The 22,386-nt window shown below is 36.0% G+C and carries 18 protein-coding genes; 10 read left to right on the top strand and 8 right to left on the bottom strand.

Annotated elements, in window-relative coordinates; translation table 11 throughout:
- Positions 1-9 precede the first annotated feature (9 nt).
- From ACUTSE_RS14395 to ACUTSE_RS14385, 3 genes are all read right to left on the bottom strand, one after another.
- Positions 10-3,183 (bottom strand): efflux RND transporter permease subunit, encoded by a 3,174-nt coding sequence (locus ACUTSE_RS14395; RefSeq protein WP_445640748.1) that lies wholly within the window; start codon positions 3,181-3,183, stop codon positions 10-12.
- 12 nt (positions 3,184-3,195) lie between these two features.
- Positions 3,196-4,581 (bottom strand): TolC family protein, encoded by a 1,386-nt coding sequence (locus ACUTSE_RS14390; RefSeq protein WP_445640747.1) that lies wholly within the window; start codon positions 4,579-4,581, stop codon positions 3,196-3,198.
- Positions 4,582-4,714: 133 nt separating this feature from the next.
- Entirely contained in the window at positions 4,715-5,098 is a 384-nt protein-coding gene (locus ACUTSE_RS14385) for a hypothetical protein (protein WP_445640746.1), read from the bottom strand.
- Positions 5,099-5,357: 259 nt separating this feature from the next.
- Here ACUTSE_RS14385 and ACUTSE_RS14380 point away from each other — a divergent pair, with 259 nt between their 5' ends.
- From ACUTSE_RS14380 to ACUTSE_RS14370, 3 genes are all read left to right on the top strand, one after another.
- Positions 5,358-6,065 (top strand): hypothetical protein, encoded by a 708-nt coding sequence (locus ACUTSE_RS14380; protein ID WP_445640745.1) that lies wholly within the window; start codon positions 5,358-5,360, stop codon positions 6,063-6,065.
- 128 nt (positions 6,066-6,193) lie between these two features.
- Positions 6,194-6,775, top strand: a complete 582-nt coding sequence (locus tag ACUTSE_RS14375; protein WP_445640744.1) for a PH domain-containing protein — start codon at positions 6,194-6,196, stop codon at positions 6,773-6,775.
- Positions 6,775-8,289 carry a PH domain-containing protein gene (locus ACUTSE_RS14370; protein ID WP_445640743.1) on the top strand — a complete coding sequence of 505 codons (1,515 nt, stop codon included), beginning with the start codon at positions 6,775-6,777 and terminating at the stop codon, positions 8,287-8,289. The genes ACUTSE_RS14375 and ACUTSE_RS14370 overlap by 1 nt, the downstream gene beginning before the upstream one ends.
- 74 nt (positions 8,290-8,363) lie before the next feature.
- Here the strand turns inward: ACUTSE_RS14370 and ACUTSE_RS14365 are convergent, their stop codons facing one another.
- The 4 genes from ACUTSE_RS14365 to ACUTSE_RS14350 all read right to left on the bottom strand — a co-directional run bounded on the left by ACUTSE_RS14365 (position 8,364) and on the right by ACUTSE_RS14350 (position 10,515).
- Entirely contained in the window at positions 8,364-8,774 is a 411-nt protein-coding gene (locus ACUTSE_RS14365; protein WP_445640742.1) for an SRPBCC family protein, read from the bottom strand.
- A 75-nt stretch (positions 8,775-8,849) separates the two neighbouring features.
- Positions 8,850-9,407, bottom strand: coding sequence for a Crp/Fnr family transcriptional regulator (locus tag ACUTSE_RS14360; protein ID WP_445640741.1), 558 nt, complete (start codon positions 9,405-9,407; stop codon positions 8,850-8,852).
- 39 nt (positions 9,408-9,446) lie between these two features.
- Positions 9,447-10,184: a DUF4369 domain-containing protein gene (locus ACUTSE_RS14355; protein WP_445640740.1), complete on the bottom strand. Its 738-nt coding sequence runs from the start codon at positions 10,182-10,184 to the stop codon at positions 9,447-9,449.
- Positions 10,185-10,191: 7 nt separating this feature from the next.
- On the bottom strand, positions 10,192-10,515 hold the full coding sequence (locus ACUTSE_RS14350) for a YbaB/EbfC family nucleoid-associated protein (protein ID WP_002987236.1): 324 nt from the start codon (positions 10,513-10,515) through the stop codon (positions 10,192-10,194).
- 182 nt (positions 10,516-10,697) lie between these two features.
- Here ACUTSE_RS14350 and ACUTSE_RS14345 point away from each other — a divergent pair, with 182 nt between their 5' ends.
- The 5 genes from ACUTSE_RS14345 (at position 10,698) to ACUTSE_RS14325 (ending at position 15,569) form a co-directional block, all read left to right on the top strand.
- On the top strand, positions 10,698-11,015 hold the full coding sequence (locus ACUTSE_RS14345; protein WP_445640739.1) for a GNAT family N-acetyltransferase: 318 nt from the start codon (positions 10,698-10,700) through the stop codon (positions 11,013-11,015).
- Positions 11,016-11,026: 11 nt separating this feature from the next.
- The gene (locus tag ACUTSE_RS14340; protein ID WP_445640738.1) at positions 11,027-11,572 is read left to right on the top strand and encodes an NADPH-dependent FMN reductase; all 546 of its coding nucleotides are present in this window, start codon (positions 11,027-11,029) and stop codon (positions 11,570-11,572) included.
- A 124-nt stretch (positions 11,573-11,696) separates the two neighbouring features.
- Positions 11,697-12,314, top strand: a complete 618-nt coding sequence (locus ACUTSE_RS14335; RefSeq protein ID WP_445640737.1) for a GNAT family N-acetyltransferase — start codon at positions 11,697-11,699, stop codon at positions 12,312-12,314.
- 90 nt (positions 12,315-12,404) lie between these two features.
- Entirely contained in the window at positions 12,405-14,465 is a 2,061-nt protein-coding gene (locus ACUTSE_RS14330) for a S9 family peptidase (protein WP_445640736.1), read from the top strand.
- 69 nt (positions 14,466-14,534) lie between these two features.
- On the top strand, positions 14,535-15,569 hold the full coding sequence (locus ACUTSE_RS14325; RefSeq protein WP_002987226.1) for a PLP-dependent cysteine synthase family protein: 1,035 nt from the start codon (positions 14,535-14,537) through the stop codon (positions 15,567-15,569).
- A 317-nt stretch (positions 15,570-15,886) separates the two neighbouring features.
- Here the strand turns inward: ACUTSE_RS14325 and ACUTSE_RS14320 are convergent, their stop codons facing one another.
- Positions 15,887-17,413, bottom strand: coding sequence for a SulP family inorganic anion transporter (locus tag ACUTSE_RS14320; protein ID WP_445640777.1), 1,527 nt, complete (start codon positions 17,411-17,413; stop codon positions 15,887-15,889).
- 192 nt (positions 17,414-17,605) lie between these two features.
- Between ACUTSE_RS14320 and ACUTSE_RS14315 the strand changes: the two genes are divergently transcribed.
- Positions 17,606-18,478, top strand: a complete 873-nt coding sequence (locus ACUTSE_RS14315) for an ABC transporter ATP-binding protein (RefSeq protein ID WP_115091679.1) — start codon at positions 17,606-17,608, stop codon at positions 18,476-18,478.
- Positions 18,479-18,481: 3 nt separating this feature from the next.
- On the top strand, positions 18,482-22,138 hold the full coding sequence (locus ACUTSE_RS14310; protein WP_445640735.1) for a M1 family aminopeptidase: 3,657 nt from the start codon (positions 18,482-18,484) through the stop codon (positions 22,136-22,138).
- Positions 22,139-22,386 lie beyond the last annotated feature (248 nt).

Below are 22,386 nucleotides of genomic sequence, written 5' to 3'. Positions count from 1 at the left end.
AAATCAAAATTAATGGGTTTCAAGTGAGTGAAATTTACTTTTTGGATCATCAGGATCTAATGAAGGACCAACTAAGGTTGCCTTTTGCATCGTTGAGGTAAAGAAATGCGGTAGAAGCAATAGAATGGTAACAGTCGATGCTAAAAGACCACCAATTACAGCTTGACCTAAGGGAGCAACTTGTTCTCCACCATCTCCTAAACCTAAAGACATCGGCAACATTCCCGCAACCATGGCAGCAGCAGTCATTAATACTGGGCGTAGACGAGAAGAAGCAGCTAAGCGAGCTGCATTAACAGTGCGCAATTGCATTTCTTTTCGATAGTATTCCGCTTGATTAATTAAGAGCACAGCATTGGAAACGGAAACCCCAATAGACATAATAATCCCCATATACGATTGTAAGTTTAAGGTACTTCCACTGAGGAATAATAACAGTAAACTTCCTGCAATTACTGCCGGCAATACAGATAGAATTACTAATGGTAATCGGAAAGATTGATAGTAAGCGGATAACATCAAATAGATGGTAACAACAGCAACACCAAGTCCGATTAATAAATTACCAAGTGTTTCATCTAAGAGATTGAGCGTCCCTTCTGTCCAAACAATAGTTCCCCTTGGCGGTTCTCCTACATTGGCAATGGCTTTTTTCACAGCTTTAGAAGCTGATCCCAAATCTTTATCGTGGATGTTTGCAATAACAGTTACATATCGATTCGGCCCTTTTCGGTTCACTTGAGCTGCTTCATCTACTAAATTAACAGTTGCAACATCCTCTAAAATTGGACGTAAACTACCTTTTTTCAATGGAAGCGCTTTGAGTTTTTCAGCACTGTCAATCGTTCCTTCCGGAATTTGAACCTGTACTTGGAAAACTAATCCAGAGTTTGGATCCACCCATAAATTTTTGTCCGTATAACGCGTAGAAGAAGTTGCCGTAGCTAAACTTCGGGTAACATCGCTCATCGTTAAACCAAATTGACCTAATAAATCGCGGTTTACTTCAATTTGTAAGGTTGGATAGTTTAAAGGTTCTGCAATTCGAATATCGCGTAGATAAGGAATTTCTTTTAATTCTTGTTCAATTTTCTTGGCGTGATTTTCTGCCAATTTAATTTGTCTCGCACCAACTTTAACTTCAATAGGCGTCATGGCTCCTTGGCCCATGATCTTTTCTACCAATTCCATAGGTTCAAAGTTAATCAGGACCTCTGGTCGATTGGTACTTACTTGTTCTCTAATTTGCTCTTTGAGTGCTGAAATTGACCCTTTGTAGATACTTTGATCAATGGCTACCTGCAATACGGCCTCATGGGAAGCATTAGTGAATAAGAAAATAGGGTTAATCGGCGTTCCCGAAGGGTGCATCCCCACAAAAGACGAAGTGATGGAAATTCCATTTTCTGGTAATACCGAAGCAATATCGCTGATAATCTCTTTGACAATTTCTTCTGTTTTCTCAATGCGACTTCCCTGAGGAGCTTCAATGCGAATCTGAAAATCCCCACTGTTAGAAGCAGGCATGATATCGGTTCCAATGAATTGCAGTAAAAGGGCAATACACCCTACAGCTACGAGGATGTAACCGACAAAAAGTGCACGAGATCGCTTGTGCCAAACACGCACCACTTGAGAGTAACGCAAGCGAAATTTCTCAAAGAATTTGCGTTGTCTTTTTGTTTTCTTGTCATAAATCGCAAGGTGTTTGTTCTTCATTAACCAATTGGCTAAAATAGGAACGAACGTTTGTGAAGCTAAGAACGAGAAAATCATGGCAAACGCTACCGCCATTGAAAGAGGCATGAACATGTCTTTCGGAATCCCCGTCATAATAAAAGCAGGGGTTAACACCGCTAAAATACAAAGAAGAATAAGCAACTTGGGAATTGAAATTTCAAGAAGCGCGTCTAAAATAGCTTGGGCCTTGGATTTTCCCATCTCAAAGTGCTGGTGAATATTCTCTATGGTCACGGTGGCTTCATCGACGAGAATACCAATGGAGAGTGCAAGTCCACTCAGGGTCATAATATTAATGGTTTGACCCATAAAATATAATGCTGCCACAGCAGATAAGATAGCCACTGGAATCGTCAATATTACAATGATGGCTCCACGTGTATCACCTAAGAATAAGAAAATCATCAATCCAGTAAATAAAGCTCCTAAGATTCCTTCGTGAATCAAGTTGGTCAAAGAGCGTTCAATGTATTTGGATTGGTCAAATTCATAACGGATAGATACATCTTCAGGAAGTGTGTTTTCCAATAAAGGCAAAGACGCTTTTAAGTTTTTTACTACATCTATGGTTGAAGCATCTGCTTTTTTGATAATTGGCAAATAAACAGAGCGCGTGCCATTAATTAAGGCATATCCTGTTGTTTGGTCAGCTGCATCAATCACCTGTGCAACATCTTTTATATAGATGGTTCTATTGTCAGTTGTACGCACCGGAGTATTGAGAAATACTTCTGGATTGGTTGCAATGGAGTTAATCGGAGCCATTAAGTTTTGTTCTCCAATGCGGATATTTCCTGCAGGAGAGGGGTGACTGTTTTTCGTAATGGCTAAGGTAATTTCTTCTGGACTCAAGCCATTGGCTTGCATGGCTTGTGGATCAATATTGACAATAATAGAGCGCACATTACCTCCGAAAGGAGCAGGTGCAGTTACCCCAGGAATTTCCACAAACATGGGTCTAATTCGCGTCTGTACCATGGTTTGTAGTTCTGTAATAGTACGTTGGGGACTCTCAAAAACGAGTTGTCCAACAGGTAGAGAACTACCATCAAATCGAACCACCATAGGAGGTACAGCTCCTGGTGGTAAGAATCCCATTGCACGAGATACTTGGGTAGAAACTTCTCCTGCTGCTTGCGCCATATCCGTTCCTGGATAAAAGGATAATTTCATCAAGGTTAATCCTTGAACACTTTTAAAATCAATGTTTTGCACTCCTCCAACGAAGAGCAATACTTTTTGAAATTCATTCGCCATAAATCCATCCATATAGGCTGGCGAAAGTCCACCATAAGGCATGGCAATATAAATGGAAGGAAGTTCTATTTCTGGAAAGATATCGACATTGATTTTCTTAATCGAATTAATCGATAAGAAGCCCAAGGCTAATACGATGATTAGAATGGCAATAGGCTTTCTTAAGGCAAATCTGATTAGATTCATACGGAGTCTATATTATAAGTTAGTAAATAAAAAGTCAAAATTCGCGGTTAAGGTTGCCTCAGAAACCAATTGCATCCAATATTGTTGGGTTGCCTCAATGTGGGTTTTCTCCGCTTGTTCGAGTAACTGTTGAATTTGTAAGAGCTCACTAAGTGTGATTAAGCCGCTTTTATAACGCGCCATATACATGGTATAAGCCTGAGTTGCATGTACAATCGCTTGGTGTGTTTGCTGCAATTGCGCTGTTTGTTCTTTAATCTGAACTTGACTAGCTTCTATATTGGCATGTAAGGCTTGCTCATACGCATTGTATTTTTTCTCCGCACTTTCTGCCTGTTTACTTAGGGCTTGTTTTTTATATTGGTTGATAAATAAGGAAGAAAAATTCCAAGTGATACCAACGCCAACTAGATAGTTGTCAACAGAATTAGAAAAACCATCTTTCCATTTGTCTGTAACCGTATTGGTTTGAATACCACTACCTCGAATCGCATACCCTCCTAGTACTTTTACACTTGGGAGTGCTGCTCTTGTCATAGACTTACTGCTGTGTTCAAAATAAGAAGCTTCTTGTTTGTATTGAGCTAAAACAGGATGTTCAATCTCCTCAGCTGTGTTTGATGTATTGGTTTTGTGTAAAGGAAAAGTTAGAAAGTTGTGTAAACGCGTTGCATCAAGGGTATCTAGTGGTTCTCCAACTAATTCCGTTAAGGCAATGTGAGTCGCTTGTTTACTTCCAGTCCAAAAACTTTGTTGTCCTGCTGCTTGTAGATAGGAAGAATGTGCCAATAGATTATCAGCCGCAGGTTTTAATCCTGATACGGCTAATCCATTGGTAATTAATTCGATGCTTCTCAGACGCTCTGCATTTTTACTCATCCAATCATAATTGGCTGTAGCATATAAATGCTGAATATGACGAAAGGCTAATTCTTTTTTGAGTTGTAGGACGTAAGCTTCTTTTTGTGCTATTTGTTGTTGATATTGGGCAGTAGCAGCTTTGTTTTCCTGCTGCTGTTTACCAAAGGCAAATACTTCCCATTCAACTACGGCTGAACCAAAGGTATTGAAGGTTTGGTCACTGCCATCCAAGAGTGTGAGGTTTCCACTGACATTAAAAAAGCCAGATTGTGGAAAAAATGCCCCATTACTCCCCTCAAAAGTACCATATGAGTTTTGGGCTTGAACTTTAAATTGAGGTAAAGCTTGACTTTTTACCGCTTGTGTTTTGCTTGCTGTTGAGGCTACTAAAGCTGTCTGTGCTTGTAATCCTGGATAATTATGTGCTACTTTTTCCCACAAGTCACCCAAGGAATTTTTTCCTGGCTCTTGAGCATAAATAGTCACGCTTAAACAGGTCAACCACAGGTATGTAGCCGAACGAAAAATCGTTTTCATTAGAAAGAGAATATAAGGGATCTGTCCAGAGATAGATCGCAAATTATTGGATTTTGTTAACGAATAGATAGTAGGTAAACCGTGTAATAGCTTAAGCTAACCACGATAGACTGACCAGAAAGACGTTAAAAAATCAAATTCTCAGGTTCTGAAATTCGATAAATAAAGGGAGCTTGCCCTGTAATTGGGAGGTATCCTGATACGCAGGATTTGTATTGGATTCACCTTTGATGCGAATGCCAAAAAAGAAAATAAGAAAAGTAGATACAACTAAAGCAATAAATGGATTTGTGATATCCCACCCCGCTTTTTGTAACACTTGGCTATGATCATCGATACTGAGACTTTGACCACAACTTCTTTCAGTTACTGTTGTGTATTTTTTACTTTTATTGGTTTTAGTTGTTTGTTCTATGGGAGTCGTCGTGTCACCAAGTAAGTGGTTGAGACTCGTCTGCATGGAACAAGTAGAGAAAATAAGCCATACCGCACACACCAAAGCGAACGCTTTTTGCATTTTTTTGAGCATGATATGTGATGTGTTTATTTTCATACAGAGACAAACATAGGGTATTTCAAAATTAAATACAACGTTTTTTTATTTTTAATTCGGTGAATGGTAATTCGTCAGATTCATAACAGAAGGCAAATGAATAAGCTTAATTACAAAATGACAGCCTCACACAAAAAAATAATGACATAAAAAATAAAAGAGAAACCTTTGGTATGAATTTTGATTGATATTCAGGAAAGAAACAAAAATTAAATAACACAATATGAAAAGAGTATTAGTATTATTTGGGTTAATTCTTAGCTTGTTCGCAGTGACAAGTTGTAGTACAGATGACAATAGTGGATGGAGACCTTATCCGGTAGGTGGTTTAACCATGGTGAATGGTTATGGTGGTTCAGAGGCTGTTTGGTATTTGGCTAATGGTCGTTTTGTACAACCTCCTTATCAAGGGTTGATGTACAAAGGCTATGATTATATCGGATTATATACGGGGAATCGCTCGTTGGATATTGTCACCAATCAAAATGAAAGAATTGTGAGTAATGCAGGGATACAAGTGGTGGATGGACAACTCTATACTTCTTTCGTAGGAGGGAAATCAAAAGATCAGGTTATCCACTTTATAACCAATGATCAACGTATTACCCTTGGAGAAGAAGGGAATTTGACTCATTCGGGACTTCGTTTTTTTAATTTGACAGGAGAGGATTTAGTTGTAAATGTAAAACTAGATGATGAGGTTGTGTTTACCAATCGAAATACGGAAACAGAAACGTCTGCGAAAGAAAATGAAAAATTTATCGCTCAAACAAGTAAAACCTATACGGTGACTGTACAGGATAAAGACGGTAAAGAAATAGCTAAACGCGATCAAATCACTTTGGAAAAAGGTAGGTATTTTTCCTTAATTCTAGTCGGTTCTAAATCTGCTGAAAAACCTTATTACATAGGTCTTGTAAAGCAGTTTTAATTCTATATCTATAAATCAATTGGGAAAATAGTCATCATCTATATGGTGGCTATTTTTTTTATAGGATAGGCGTTAGTTTCATCAAAGCGAAAAGAATATATTTGTTTATCCAAATGCTTATTTTAGATATGAACACAATCTTTTCCAACCAGCAAATTAATACCACAGAACTGCCTACTACAGCTGCAGTAATTTTCCAACCTTTACATGTAAAGTATAAACGTGTTGTTCTAATCAGTACGATTATTTTTCTTTTGTTTATTTTGGCATTGGGAGCAAGTGGTTTCTACTTACCCTTTTTAGGAGAGGATTCCATGTTGTTGGAATACAAGGCCATTGTATTTGGTGCAAGTGTTGTGTTTTCTTTGCTTGTGCTGGTTTTAAATATGTTGGGTGTGAGTAAAAAAGGATATGCAGTGAGAGAACATGATATTCTATATAAGTCGGGTGTACTCCATCAAAAAGAAACGACAATTCCTTTTAATCGAGTCCAACATGTAGAAATTTACGAAGGAGCTTTGTTGAGGTTATTTGGACTTTGTAGAATTGAGTTTTTTACGGCAGGTGGAAGTTTAGGAGATTTAAAAATTCCAGGTTTACCTCTTGAAGAGGCCAATAAAATAAAGGCTTATGTGATTGAAAAAGTATTACCTCAAGCCAAGGAGAGAGGCGAAAACAATACGCAAGACTTTTTAAATACTGAGCAATAATGAATTTTTATATTCCTAATCGACAGGCACCTATTGGTATTGTTGTCAATTTTATTTATTGGTTGCAAAAATTTGTTCGTGCTTTTTTTCCTGTCCTTATTTTAGTAGCCCTGAGAATCAACAAAGGGGAATGGACAGGGAGGTGGGATTGGATCCTATTGAGTGTAATTGGTGGGCTTATTTTAGCCCTAGTTTTTGCTTATTTCAGCTACCGTAATTTTACTTTTCACATTGAAAAGGAAACCGATGCTTTTGTCTTGCAAAAGGGAATTTTTAATAAAACAAAAACGACCATTCAACTTCGCAAGATTCAACAGGTAAATATCAATCAATCGTTTATAAATAAGTTGTTTCAAATATATTCGATTGAGGTCGATTCTGCAGGAAGCGGAGCTAAAGAAGGAGTAATTACCTCTGTTTCTCATGAAGTCGCCCAAGCGTTAAAAGAAACATTATTGGCCTATAGAGAAGGATTGCTAGAAGCAGAGGGGGAGGATACTGTAGATCAAGGAACAACTCAAGAAAGGAATACCGTACAAGATGTTCGACATATCAATGTATTGACCTTATTAAAAGTGGGAGTAACGACCAATTACCTGTATACAATGGGAATTGTTTTATTATTTGCAAACTCCCTGATATATGAAGGTTCTAAGTTTTTTGGAGATACCATAAATGATGAAGCAATCGATACATTTATCGAAGAACGAATCACTTTTTATGTCGGATTGATTCTAATCCTTGTTTTTTTAGCAGCTATCTTTATTGCCAATATCATTCGCACCGTTATTAAATTTTATAACTATAAAGTGGTGGTTCAACAAGGTAGTTTATTTCTTTCATACGGATTACTTCATACGAAGAGTACAATCATTAAACCATCTCGTGTTCAATTAGTCAAAATTGTGCGCAATTATTTCCAGAAACTATGGGGGATTTCAAGTTTTAAAATTCACCAAGTCTTTGGAAAAGAATCGTTAAATAAGAAAACAGGACTAGAAATCCCAGGTTGTTCCAATGAAGAAACCAAAGAGTTTTTTGATATGATTTATAAAAAACCGTTGGATTTTCAAGGAGTTGAATTGAAATACAACTATCGTTTTTTTGGTTTTCGTTTCTTCTTTTTGGTGCTCGTACCAATCAGCTTATTTATAGGACTAACACAAGAAACACTAGATACAAGTTTGAGGTTTAGTAGTGCAGCTGCCTATTTTGTAGTGGTAACGTTGTTGATTTGGCGTTATTTTAGAGTGGGACGATTAATTGTTACGGATGATTTTATCATTGTAAAAACAGGAGCTTGGGATATAACACACACTATTTTAGAACCCCATAAAATTCAAAAAATTGTACTATCTCAATTTGCATGGCAAAAAGCAGCTAATGTGGGAAACCTAATGTTGCATACTGCGGGAGGAATTGTTCATTTTAGCACCTCGAATTACGAACAAATGAAGCAATTTAGAAATCAATGGTTGTATAAGATCGAAAGTGAAAATAAGCATTGGATGTAGTATAATTTACAGTGGACGGTTTACAGTTTACCGTAAACTGTCCACCGTATAAATTGTTAACAGTAAACCATTCCCTATTCCACATATTCTTTAAGTGAACAATTCATCAAGATAAAACCAGGAAGTGTCTCTTTTTTCAATTTCTTTTTGAGGAGAGGCACGAGTAATCCATTGAAATTTTCACCTTGAACGAATAAGCATTTGTGTTCATCAATGGGGATAATTTCAAAGTAGTGATACCCATCAAAAAGACCTTTAATACCTAGTTTACCTAACCAAGTTAATTTTTGATGTGGTTTGTATACCTGAACAATAGGAGCAAAACGCATGTTCTGAATTTTTACTCTCAGTTTTTGACGTGGTGCAGCAGTTCCTTCTATTTTAGTAATAAAAGGATTCCATTTGTAGTAATTTTCAAAATCAATTAATGCATTCCAAATGGTTTCTGCATTTGCTTTAATTTCTATTTGTGTAACCAGTTTCATATCGTATTGTTTTACACAAATATCTTTGCTTTTGAATTAGGAACTCTTGATATACATCAAGAAAACAGGGGAGATTTATTTTCGCCTTAATCTACTCAGTGTTTCGGGCGTCATACCCAATAAAGAGGCAATATACTGATGCGGTACGTGATTGAATAAAAAGGCGTAATCCTGGCAAAAAGCATGGTAACGCTCCTCGCTATTTTGAGATAAGAATTGAAAAATTCGCTGTTCCATTTGATGAAAGCAATGGCCGATGAAATTTCGTTCTTTGGTTTGCCAATCGGCGATTTTCGTTTGTAGCTGTTGGTAGTCTTTCTTTGAAACGGAGAATAAGGAAACAGGAGTCAAGGTGGTAAAGTTCCATCTCGCGGGTTGATCAAAAAGCCAAGAAGATAAATCGGTAATAAAATAACTCGGTGCACTAATCCACTGTGTAATTTCCTTTCCATCAAAATCAGCATGAATGCGGATATAGCCTTCTGTAAGAAAGAAAAGCTGAGTAGCTTCTTTACCTACTTCTAGTAAAGAGGTATTCTTGTTGTAGGTATGCGGAACAAAATAGTTGGCAGCTTCCTGAGCTTCATTATCCGTTAAATGAAGTAGGAATTGTAAAGAGGCTTGTAATGACATAAAAAAAAATTGTCCTTTGATTCAAAGGACAATTTACGATTATTCAGTTACTTTCGTTTCTTCTTTTTTTCTTTCTTGAATAAATTCATTCAAACTTTTTGCGTATTTGTGATTTTGTATTTCAGGAGTTAACGCATTATAAATGGTATCCAAGTATTTGATATTGCGATCATATAATTCAGTAAGCGCAATATAAGGAGCTACATCAGAATGTTTGTTGTTTAAAGCAAAGTTAATCGCATTCAAGTATAAACGACCTGCTAATTTTTTACTTACGCCTTGTAAGCTGTCTAGTTGAGCAGCATTTGCTGTTTTTTGAGCTTCAAATAAGGCTATGTATAAATCGTTTTGACGATCTGTAATGAGAGTTCTTGACTTAAGATACTCATTGTATAGTTCATTGCTTTGTGATCCCTGTACTTTTGCGTCCTTGTAAAAGTTTTTCAATGTCGTTTCGATGGTCATTGCTCCTGGTTCTGCAAAAAAGGCCAATTGATTATCAATAGAATTACTATGTCCACGATCTAATGAAAGGAAAAGCATTTCTGGTGATTCTAAATGATGTTTGAAAGCGAAATTTGATGACTTTCCATCAAAAACGACAGAGTCTATAGCAGTGAAAACAGTATCTTGAACATGGTATAGATATACTTTCCCTTGCTTTAAGCCTTCTATTTTTCCTGTAATAGTTAGGTTGTTTGTTCCTTTTGTGTCTTTGCTACATGAAGCAAGAAGTGAAGCGCCTAAGAGTAAGGCAATACCCATATATTTTTTCATCCTATTCTTATTTAAATAAATCTAACCCTGGGATATTAGGCATACCATCTTTGGCAGCCGCTGCTAATTCAGCCTCGTGAATTGCTGTAGCTTTTTCAATGGCTCTGTTTAATACTAGAACAAGATAATCTTCCAATTGATCTTTATCTTCCATTAATTCATCCGAAATGGATAAGGAACGAATTGTTCTGTTTGCTGTTAAAGTAACCTGTAGTAATTCGTCACTACTTTTTTCGTCAATTAGTATAGTATCTAATCTCTTTTTTGTTTCTTCAATTTTAGCTTGGGTTTCTTGTAATTTACCCATCATTCCCATTAAGTCGCCAAACATAATATAGTACATTAAAATTTAGTGTGACAAAAATAGTATATTCTTTTCAAGTTTTGTTCATGATATGGAGAAAGACCAGAACAAATTTTGTATTATCTTCCCTATAAATTAATTTACATTAAGGATTAGCGAATTTATAATCCGTATTTTTGATACTATAACACCCGTTAATACAAAAAAAGATGAAAGAAGAATTTTTGCCCTTAGCTGTGAAACAAAATACAGCAAATCACAGATTTGAATTAACTGTAGATGGATATACTGCTTTTATTGATTATAAAGAAGATAGTAAGCGTATCCACTTAATTCATACAGAAAGTCCTGAAGAATTAGCTGGTCGTGGTGTTGCAACAGCATTGATTGAAAAGACGCTGATGTTTATAGAAGAACACAATAAAACGGTGATGCCGTTTTGTCCGCTTGTTTTTGCTTATATCAAAAAACATCCGGAGTGGAAAAGAATCGTTGATTTAGGATTTTCTGCCTATGATAAACTGTAATGCAAGTAAAGATGAAAAAGAAAATAGTAGGATTTGGAGCTAGTATTTCTACGACTTCCATTAATAAAGCATTTGCAACCTATGCGTTGGAATTTTTTCCAGAATATGAGGTTGAATTGATTGATTTGAATGATTATAAAGTACCTGTATTCTCTGTAGATTGCGAAAAGGAGAATTGCCCAGAAGAAGCGAAGGCATTCTTAGCCAAAATAAAGGAGGCAGATGTGCTTATTTGTTCGATGGCGGAGCATAATCGAAATTGGACAGTAGGATTCAAAAACTTATTTGATTGGTGTTCGAGATTAGACTTGAAGTTACTTCAAAATAAACCTATGCTTCTTTTATCAACGTCACCTGGCGGATATGGAGCTCAAAATTCAATGAATATTGCTAAGACGATTTTCCCCGCTTTTGGAGGAAATATCTTAACTACATTCGCCTTACCTAAGTTTCATGAAAACTTTGATCGTGAGCAAGGGATTTTAGATGCTGCTTTGTTGGTAGATTTCAAAAATCAAGTTGACGATTTTAAACATAAATTAGTCGAAGAAAATTAATCGAAGAAAGAGATAGTCCATTCACTATCTCTTTTTTGTTAGTATGCTGTTAAAGGTTCGTACTTAGCCCAAAAAGTATGAATATCTTTGAGTTAAATACGGGTAAAACTTAACCAAACAATCTATGACTTCAACCCTTGAAATTCCTGCTACTTTTGATTTTACAAAAGAGTATGTTTTAGAGAATGATCGTGTAAAGCTCATTCCTTTAAGTGAAAAACACCTCGTTGATTTACTGTATTACGCACTAAATGAATCCGATATCTGGTATTTTTCCTCTGATAAACCAACAGATAACGAAAACATGATTAAATATGTAAAATCTGCGTTGGCCATGCGCAAAGAAAAGCAAGGATATGCTTTTGTCGTATGGGACAAAGAGCAGCAGAAATTTGTGGGTTCTACTCGTTATTATCGCGTCGATGTGCGCAATAAGGTTAGCGCGATTGGCTATACCTGGTATAGTAAATCTGCTCAAGGTACAGGAGTAAATAAGAATTGTAAATATCTATTATTTGAGTTTTTATTTGAAAAACTTCGTTTTGAGCGTGTCGAATTTGAAGCAGATAATGAAAATCAACGCAGCATAGCGGCTATTCTTAGTTTAGGGTGTAAACAAGAAGGTGTTTTGCGAAAAAATAAAATCAGAACGGATGGTACTCGTAGAGATAGTGCCATTTTTGGCTTATTGCGAGAGGAATGGCTCGCGACAGCTAAAGAGAAATTACAAGCTAAATTGTAGGATATATTGCAGTGGGGTGCTCTAAAACTATGGATCAAATCTTAGTCTTCCCCCTGAAAAACACGTATTTTTGTATTTTAAATCAAAGAAATGAACGAATCTATTCAAGCTCCTGTAGCTAAAAAAATACCTCATGAACTAAAAGCGCATAACCAAGTGCGTATTGATAATTATTTTTGGTTAAACGACAGAGAGAATAAAGAAGTATTAGCTTATTTAGAAGCTGAGAAAGCTTATTACCAAGCCTCTACAGCTCATACGAAAGACTTACAAGAGCGCTTGTTCTCAGAAATGAAAAACAGAATCAAAGAAGATGATTCATCAGTGCCTTATTTCTACAATGGCTATTATTATATTACGCGTTTTGAGCAAGGAAAAGATTATCCTATACATTCCCGTAAAAAAGGAAGTTTAGAGGCAGAAGAAGAAATTATGTTCGATTGTAATGTAATGGCTGCACCATATGCATATTTTCATTTAAGAGGAATTACCGTATCTGAAGACAATCAATGGGTGGCTTATGGTGTGGATACCGTATCTCGAAGAGAATATACCCTGCATGTAAAAAATCTTCTTACAGGAGAGGTTTTAGATGTAGCAATTACTAATACAACGGGAGCATCTACGTGGGCAAGTGATAATAAGACATTGTTTTATTCCCGAAAGGATGCAGTTACCTTGCGTTCAGATAAGATTTATAAGCACGTGATTGGCACGCCAATGACAGCAGATGTCTTAGTGTACCACGAAACGGATGATACTTTTGATACTTTTATTTACAAAGAGAAATCTAGAAAATTCCTCGTTATTGGAAGTGAAAGTACCTTAACTAGTGAATATCAAATTTTAGAGGCGAATAATCCACAAGGTGAATTTAGAATTTTCCAAAAAAGAGAAAGAGGAGTAGAGTATGGGATCTCGCATTATGATAACCGCTTTTATATTCTGACGAATAAGGATGATGCGGATAATTTTAAATTAATGTCTTGCCCAGAAACACAAACTGCAACTGAACATTGGACTGAACTGATTCCACATCGTGAAGATGTATTGCTAGAAGGTGTTGATATTTTCAAAGATTACTTGGTGATTTCAGAACGTTCTAATGGACTTCCTCATATCAAAATTCAACCTTGGAAAGAAGGAGAACAAGCGTATTATTTGCCTTTTGAAAGCGAAACATATAATGCACAAGCACAAATTAATGCTGATTTTGAAACAGAAAATTTCCGCTTTGTGTATCAATCGTTAAATACACCGTCTTCGGTAATTGATTTTAATATGCGTACCCAAGAGAAAGAAATCTTGAAAGAACAAGAAGTATTGGGAGATTTCGATAAGCAGAACTACGTAGAAGAGCGAATTTGGGCTACAGCAAAAGATGGAGTTAAAATTCCGATATCAATGGTGTATAAAAAAGGAATGGAACGCAATGGGAACAATCCATTTTTATTGTATGCGTATGGATCGTATGGAATTACAATGGAACCTTATTTTTCTACTACGAGATTGAGCCTACTTGATCGCGGTTTTGTTTACGCTATTGCGCATGTTCGCGGTGGAGAAGATATGGGACGCGATTGGTATGAAGACGGAAAATTATTAGTGAAGAAAAATACGTTTACGGATTTTATTGCTTGTTCAGCTCATGTAATTGAACAAGGATATACCTCCAAAGAATATTTATTTGCAGAGGGTGGTTCTGCAGGTGGTTTGTTGATGGGAGTAATCGCAAATGAACGCCCAGATTTATACCAAGGAATTATTGCTCAAGTTCCTTTTGTAGATGTAGTAACCACAATGTTAGATGACAGTATTCCATTAACTACTGGTGAATATGACGAATGGGGAAATCCAAATGAAAAAGAATACTATGAGTATATGTTGTCTTATTCTCCTTATGATAATGTAAAAGCACAAGATTATCCTCATATGTATATCTTAACCGGCTTACATGATTCGCAAGTGCAATATTGGGAACCAGCTAAATGGGTAGCTAAATTAAGAGATACCAAAACCAATGACAACCAATTGTATTTTGATATCAATATGGATACAGGGCATGGAGGTGCCTCAGGACGATTTGAATCCTTAAAAGAAGTAGCGAAAGAGTTTGCTTTCATGTTCGATTTAGTCGGAATTAAACAGTAAAAAGAATTAAATTAGTATAGGTATTGCGCTCAATTTCTGTGAGCAATACCCCATTAAAAAACAAAAAAGATGAAAGAAGAAATCCAAGCTTTTGATAATGTAATCTCTTTAGTAGGAGATACACCTTTAGTGAAATTGGACAAAGTGACCGCTTCATTAAAAGGACATTTCTACGGAAAAGTAGAGGCTTTTAATGCAGGACATTCGGCAAAAGATAGAATTGCCTTGCATATCATTGAAACTGCAGAGAAAAAAGGAATTTTAAAACCGGGTGGAACAATTGTAGAAACGACTTCTGGAAATACAGGTTTTAGTATTGCAATGATTAGTGCAATTAAAGGATATAAATGTATCCTTTCAGTGAGTGATAAATCATCACCAGATAAGATTGATATGTTGCGAGCGATGGGAGCAAAGGTATATGTTTGCCCAGCTAACGTGGCTGCTGATGACCCAAGATCTTATTATGAAGTAGCAAAAAGAGTGCATGAAGAAACACCTGGGTCAATTTATATTAACCAGTATTTCAATGAATTAAATACAGAAGCACATTATTTATCTACTGGGCCAGAAATTTGGGAACAAACAAAAGGGAAAATCACTCATTTTGTTTGTTGTTCAGGAACGGGAGGAACGATTTCAGGAACTGCTCGTTATCTGAAAGAAAAAAATCCTGCTATTCAAATTTTAGGAGTAGATGCTTATGGATCTGTTTTGAAAAAATACCACGAAACAGGAGAGCTAGATCCAAATGAAATAGCACCTTATAAAATTGAAGGACTAGGGAAAAACTTGATTCCATCGGCTACTGATTTTGCTGTGATTGACCAATTTGTGAAGGTAACTGATAAAGATGCTGCTTTAGTAGCTAGAGAATTAGCTCGTACAGAAGGGTTATTCTTAGGGTATACTTCGGGAGCGGTTTTACAAGCGACACGTTTATATGCAGAACAAGGAATGTTTGATGAAAATAGCGTAGTAGTATTACTATTTCCTGATCACGGATCTCGTTATATGAGTAAAATCTATAGTGATGATTGGATGCGTCAACAAGGGTTTCTCGATGAGAGTGAACCTAAAAATGAAATAAACTACATCAAGTAAAAAGTAGAAAAGGCTGTTTGGGTAACAAACAGCCTTTTTTTCTTTCAGATTAAGGGGTTATCAGAAAGAATCCGTAGTAGTCTAAAACTAGCTGGATTTTTAATTTTTCCTTAGTTATAAGATAAAGCACAAATATGTACTTGATTTTCAGTTATTCTAAATTATTAGTAAACAAATGTATGTAAAAAAATCTAATAAATGATTTTATAGCTTGTATTTTTGTTAAATAATTATAGTATTCTTTATTATTCTCTGTTTGAAGAATTAAATTAGGTTTTTTTGAATCAAAACAGCCGTTTTTTCGTTAGTCATTATGCTTAAACTAACTCTTCTTGATTTTCCTCTTGTTCAATCTCAATTTGATGAAAGGATTTACTGTTTTCAAGCAAGCGTATACTATCTGCTCTAAGATTGCGCAAGATTACTTGTTTGTTTAGCTCTTGGTATTTGATAATTATTTTTTTGAGGATTTCTAGGGCTGACATATCTGCGATATGTGATTCTTTGAAATCGATAATGATTTTGTTGGGGTCTTCTTGAGGAGTAAATTTTTCTGAGAAAGAGGTTGTACTACCAAAAAATAAAGGGCCATAAATGGCATAAATTTTATTGCCTTGTTGATCGAATGACTTTCTAGCGCGAATGCGTTTGGCATTATCCCAAGCAAAGATTAATGCTGAAACAATGACACCTACCAATACGGCTAAAGCTAAATTATGAGAGAAAATAATAATGGCTGTCACTAGAAAAAGGGTAAAGATATCAGCCTTTGGCATTTTGGTAATTAAGCGAAACGAAACCCATTCAAAAGTAGAGATGGCAACGACCATCATAACACCAACAAGAGCCGCCATCGGAATTTGTTCGATGACTGGTCCACCAATGAGAATAATGAAAAGAATGGTTAAAGCTCCGATAATACCTGCAATTCGGGTTCTTGCACCGGCCCCGATATTAACTAAGGTTTGAGCAATCATCGCACAACCACCCATACCTCCAAAAAATCCATTGACAATATTTGCTCCACCTTGTGCCATAGCTTCTCTATTGCTATCGCCTTTGGTATTGGTTATTTCATCTACAATATTTAAGGTTAGGAGGGATTCAATTAATCCAACACCAGCCATAACCAATGAGAAAGGGAGGATAATCTGTAGAGTTTCCCAAGTAAAAGGAACAAGAGGCAAGTGAAAACTAGGAAAAGAACCACTAACGGTTGCAATATCGATGACTTTTTTCGTGTCAATTTGAAGAAAGAAAACGAATAAGGTAACTACCACAATAGCAACGAGGGAGGATGGAATCTTTTTTGTTAGTTTGGGAAAAAACCAAACAATACCAATAGTTAAAGCTGTTAACCCTAGCATGAGATACAGGGATGTTCCCGTTAACCAAGTTGTTGAATCCGCCGTTGTGACTTTAAATTGCGCTACTTGAGCTAAGAAGATAATAACAGCTAATCCATTTAAAAAACCATACATCACAGGTTGAGGAATGAGTCGAACAAATCGACCTAATTTACAAGCTCCAACAAGAAATTGGAGGCAACCCGCTAAGACTACAGCAGCAAATAGATATTCTACACCATAGAGGGAGGCTAAGGCAATTAATACCACTACAGTTGCTCCAGCACCTCCTGAAACCATACCTGGTCTTCCTCCAAAGATGGCCGTAATAATCCCCATTAAAAAAGCAGCATATAGCCCCGTTAAAGGAGTTAATCCTGCAAGGATAGCAAAAGATAGTGATTCAGGAATCATGGTCATCGCAACGGTTAAGCCGGCGAGAATCTCATTTTTAAAATTTATTTTTTTTAATGCCGGAATAGACAAGAAAGGATGCATCATCGTGATTCTAAATAAGGCGACAAAATTAAAAATTTTAATTCAAGTAAAGGGTATAAAGCATCAAGGGATTGTAGTTTGAGTAGAGGAAGAAAAATAGGACTCAGGATGAAGAGAGAAGAATAAGTTAGCGTGTTGTGTAACAAAAGAGTAAATCGGGATACTTATAGAGTAAACCAAAAAAATAGAAGTATGAAATTAGTTATTGAAAATTTAAGTAAGACCTATAAAAATGGGGTAAAAGCATTAGATGATTTATCAATAGAAATAGGACCAGGGATGTTTGGTTTATTAGGGCCTAATGGAGCAGGAAAATCAACCTTAATGCGAACAATAGCTACACTACAAAAGCCAGATACAGGAAGTATTCGATTTGGCGATATAAATATCTTAGAACAGCAAAATGAATTTCGTAAAGTATTAGGGTATTTACCGCAAGATTTTGGTGTGTATCCTAATATGTCTGCCGTGGATTTATTGGATTATTTTGCCCGATTAAAAGGAATTTCCAATGCTTCAGAACGCCGTGAAATTGTGAATCGCGTATTAGAAGTAACTAATTTATATGAAGTAAGACGCAAAAGCGTAAGTGGATATTCTGGAGGAATGAAACAGCGTTTTGGTATTGCTCAATTGTTGTTAAATGACCCTAAATTAATTATTGTAGATGAACCAACAGCAGGATTAGATCCAGCTGAACGTCATCGTTTCTTAAATGTTCTAAGAGAAATTGGAACCAATAACATTGTGATTTTTTCCACGCATATCGTAGATGATGTGAATGAATTATGTCATGAGATGGCTATCTTAAATGGCGGACATCTTTTGGAAAGAAGCACACCGAAAGAAGCGGAACAAAAATTAACGGGACGTATTTGGTTAAAAGAGATCAATAGAGAAGAGGTGGATCAATACAACCAATTGAATATCCTTTCTGGAAAGTATAACCAAGAAAACCGATTAAAAATTCGCGTATATGCTGAGGATTCTTTAGCAAGTGAAGGATTTGAATCGGTTAAACCAACTTTGGAAGATGTTTATTTTGTTGCATTAAAAAACGATTAAGGGATGTTTAAAACAGTTTTTTCTTTTGAACTTAAACGTTGGTTTAAGAGCTGGGTATTCTACTTATACCTAGCGATTTTCTTTGCGATAAGTTTCTTATCGATGATGTCGACCATTGGTGTTTTTGATGCCGTGAAAAATACATCTGCTTCTTTATTGCAAATGAATTCCGCTTATTTACTCAATGTGATGTTGGATTCATTCAATATGCTACTGTATTTTTTATTTCCTTCTATTATTGGAATGGCCATTTACAGGGATTATAAATATAATGTACACCATATTTTATATTCGTATCCTTTTTCTAAATGGCAATATTTACTAGGTAAATTTACTAGTTCTTTTCTTGTGACGCTCTTGATTAGCATCATGATGGGAATTGGTTCATTCTTAGCGACTCTTATTCCTTGGGCAAATCCAGAGTTGTTAGGTCCTAATGAATTGTGGAACTATGTACAAGTATACTTGATCAATTTAATTCCCAATATGTTATTTATTGGCGTGATTGTGTTTGCTGTAGTGACATTGACACGTAGTATTTATACTGGATTTATAACCATCATCATCATCATGATTGTGCAAGGGATCATTAATAGTATTGCTGCTGATGTAGATTATAGAGAATTAGGTGCCTTATTAGATCCTTCTGGGGGACAAGCTCTGAGCTATTATACGCGTTATTGGAGCGTAGAGGAATTGAATGTCAATAATTTACCACTAGAGAAGTATTATCTTTTAAATCGATGTATTTGGTTGGTAATCAGTTTGATCTCTTTATTCGTTTTAGGTAAAGTATTTAAATTTGAACAACAACCAGCCACATTCTCATGGAAGAGAAAGATAAAAGGAGATCGTGTAGTGAAAAATAACTTTGGAGGAATTTTTAAAATTGTATTGCCAAAGGTGCGTTATGATTTTTCTCTCAAAGCCAATTGGAGCAATGTGTTTGCCTTTGCAAAAATCGATTTTAAGTTTTTAGCGCGTAACCGCGTATTCTTGATTTTGATTGGCGTTGGTTTATTGTTTATGATTTTGGTAGCCAGTTTCGCTATGACTATGTATGGAACATCAACCTATCCCTTGACAAGGCAAATGTTGATGATTCCTGGCTCGACTTTCCATTTCTTTATCTTGATGATTACCTTTTTAGGAGCAGGATTGCTTGTGCACCGTGGAGAAAATACACGTATGAATTTACTTGTAGATTCGACTGCAGTTCCTAACTGGGTATTGTTCGTTTCGAAGTTTTTTGCCTTGATTGGATTGCAATTGATGTTGTTGGTATTAATCATGGTAACAAGTATTGGAATTCAGGCGTATAACGGCTTTTATCAGTTTGAAATTGGGCTATACCTTCAAAGTTTGTTGGGGTATGATTGGATTGAATTTATTATTTGGGCCTTGATGGCATTGGCAGTACAAACGTTTTTCAAAAATTATATTATTGGATTTTTCGTTTTACTTGTGCTTAATATGGGATGGCCTGCAATTGGTAAAATAGGAATAGAACAACCAATTTTCTTTTTTAATTCGATTCCGACACCTTCTTATTCGGATATGAATGGCTTCGGTTCGAGTGCTGATTTTGGTAAGTTCGTAATCTATGCGCTTTATTGGAGCTTATTTGTAGCAGGATTGAGCGGATTGACCTTATTGTTTTGGAGAAGAGGGGTATTTAGTGGATTGAAAGAGCGCTTTTACTATGCAAAGAAACGCTCAAAAGCAATTGTTATCGTACCAACTCTACTTTTCTTTGTGACTTTTATAGGGTTAGGTGCTTATTTATATTATGAAAATACGGTATTGAATGTGTTTCATTCAGCCAAAGAATCAGAGCTTCTACAAGTAGCATACGAAAAAACGTATAAAAAATACCAATGGATGGCACAACCGCGCATTGTAGATGTAAAGGTAGATGTTGATTTATATCCAGAGCAGAACAATTTCCAAGCAAGGGGAACTTATATACTGGAAAATAAAACTACGCAAGCATTAGATAGCTTGTACGTGGCTTACTATCCAAGTTTAAAGAATACGATTGTTATAGAAGGAGGGACATTTTTGTCTACTGATTCTATTCAAGGGGTGAGTTTTTATCGCTTGGATACACCGATGCAAGCAGGAGAAACGAGAACGTTAGAATTTGTTGTAGAAAACAAACCGAATACCATGATTCGTTCAGAATCTCCTATCCTAAATAACGGAACGTTCTTAAACAATAGTTATTTCCCTTCGTTAGGATATAGTGACCGTGGGGAGTTGACTGATGATGAAATTCGCAAAAAACACGGATTAGCACCAAAAGAGCGTATGGCGGAACAAACAGACAAACGCGCTTTACAAAATACGTATATCAGCAGTGATGCTGATTGGATTCACTTTGAAACCACAGTGAGTACATCGGCTGATCAAATAGCGATTGCACCAGGTTATTTACAAAAAGAGTGGACCGAAGGAAATCGCCGTTACTTCCATTATAAAATGGATCAAAAGATGTTGAACTTCTATGCTTATAATTCAGCGCGTTATGAAGTAAAACGCGATAAATGGAAGGATGTCAATATTGAGATTTACTATCATAAAGGACACGAATACAATTTGGATCGCATGATGTCTGGAGTGAAAAAGTCATTGACCTATTATTCTGAAGCTTTTAGTCCTTACCAACACAAGCAAGTGCGAATTATTGAGTTTCCATTAAGTATGGGAAGTTTTGCACAGTCTTTTGCTAATACGATTCCATTTTCTGAAACAATTGGATTCGTAGCAGATGTAGATGATACCGATGAAAATGCAGTAGATTATCCTTTTTCAGTAACAGCACACGAAGTAGCACATCAATGGTGGGCCCATCAAGTGATTGGAGCAAATGTACAAGGAGCAACGATGCTTTCCGAAAGTTTATCGGAATATAGTTCATTGAAGGTATTAGAAAAAGAATACGGTAAAGGGCAAATGCAGCGTTTTTTGAAAGATGCATTAGATGGTTATTTAAGTGGACGATCAAGAGAGTCTAAAAAAGAGAAACCTTTGATGTATAATGAAAATCAACAATACATCCATTACAATAAAGGATCTTTAGTCTTTTATACGATGAGTGATTATTTAGGAGATGCGGTTTTGAATGGAGTATTAAAAGAGTATGTGAAAAAAGTTGCCTTTCAAGAAGCTCCTTATACCATTTCTGCAGAATTAGTGAATGATATTAAAGTCGCTACTCCTGATTCTTTGCGCTATATGGTAAAAGATATGTTTGAAACCATTACGTTATATGATAACTATGTGGATAAAGTTGAAATTAAGCCATTAGATGGAGGTAAATATGAAGTGAAAATCAAAGCTTATGTGAGTAAATATAGAGCCGGAGATAAAGGAGAAAAGATATATGCAGATCAAGGAACAACTCCGCTTGTCTTTACTGGAGATAAGAATTTGAAAATAGAATCTTTGCCTTTAGCTGATTATGTTGAGGTTGGTATTTTCACCAAAGCGAAAGAAGCGAAGAGTAAAGAGAAAGTGCTATATCTGCAAAAAGTAAAAGTAACCGCCATTGAAAATGAGTTTACGATTATTGTAGATGAAAAACCAACTGAAGTGGGGATTGATCCTTATTATAAGTTGATTGATACTCGTTCATATGACAATAGAAAAGCAATATAAAGTAAAAAGGGACCTCGTAAGGTCCCTTTTTTTCATTTGTAAATGTTAGTAAGTTAAAGAGTGTTTGTAGTATTATAAGCCAAAACCATATTTTATTTTAATGCCTACAGCGTAGGTTTTTAATTTATACGCCGCATTGTCGTACACTGCATTGCGTTGTACTAAAGCTTCTCCTTTTACAGCATCCGGTTTATAACCAATTAAAGCGGATCTGTCAGCTTTACTATCTGATTTCTTGATATCATTTA

Source organism: Myroides sp. TSA_177.3 (assembly GCF_052691955.1).
The sequence above is the reverse complement of the archived record's forward strand: the minus strand, read 5'-3'. Positions and strand labels throughout refer to the sequence as shown.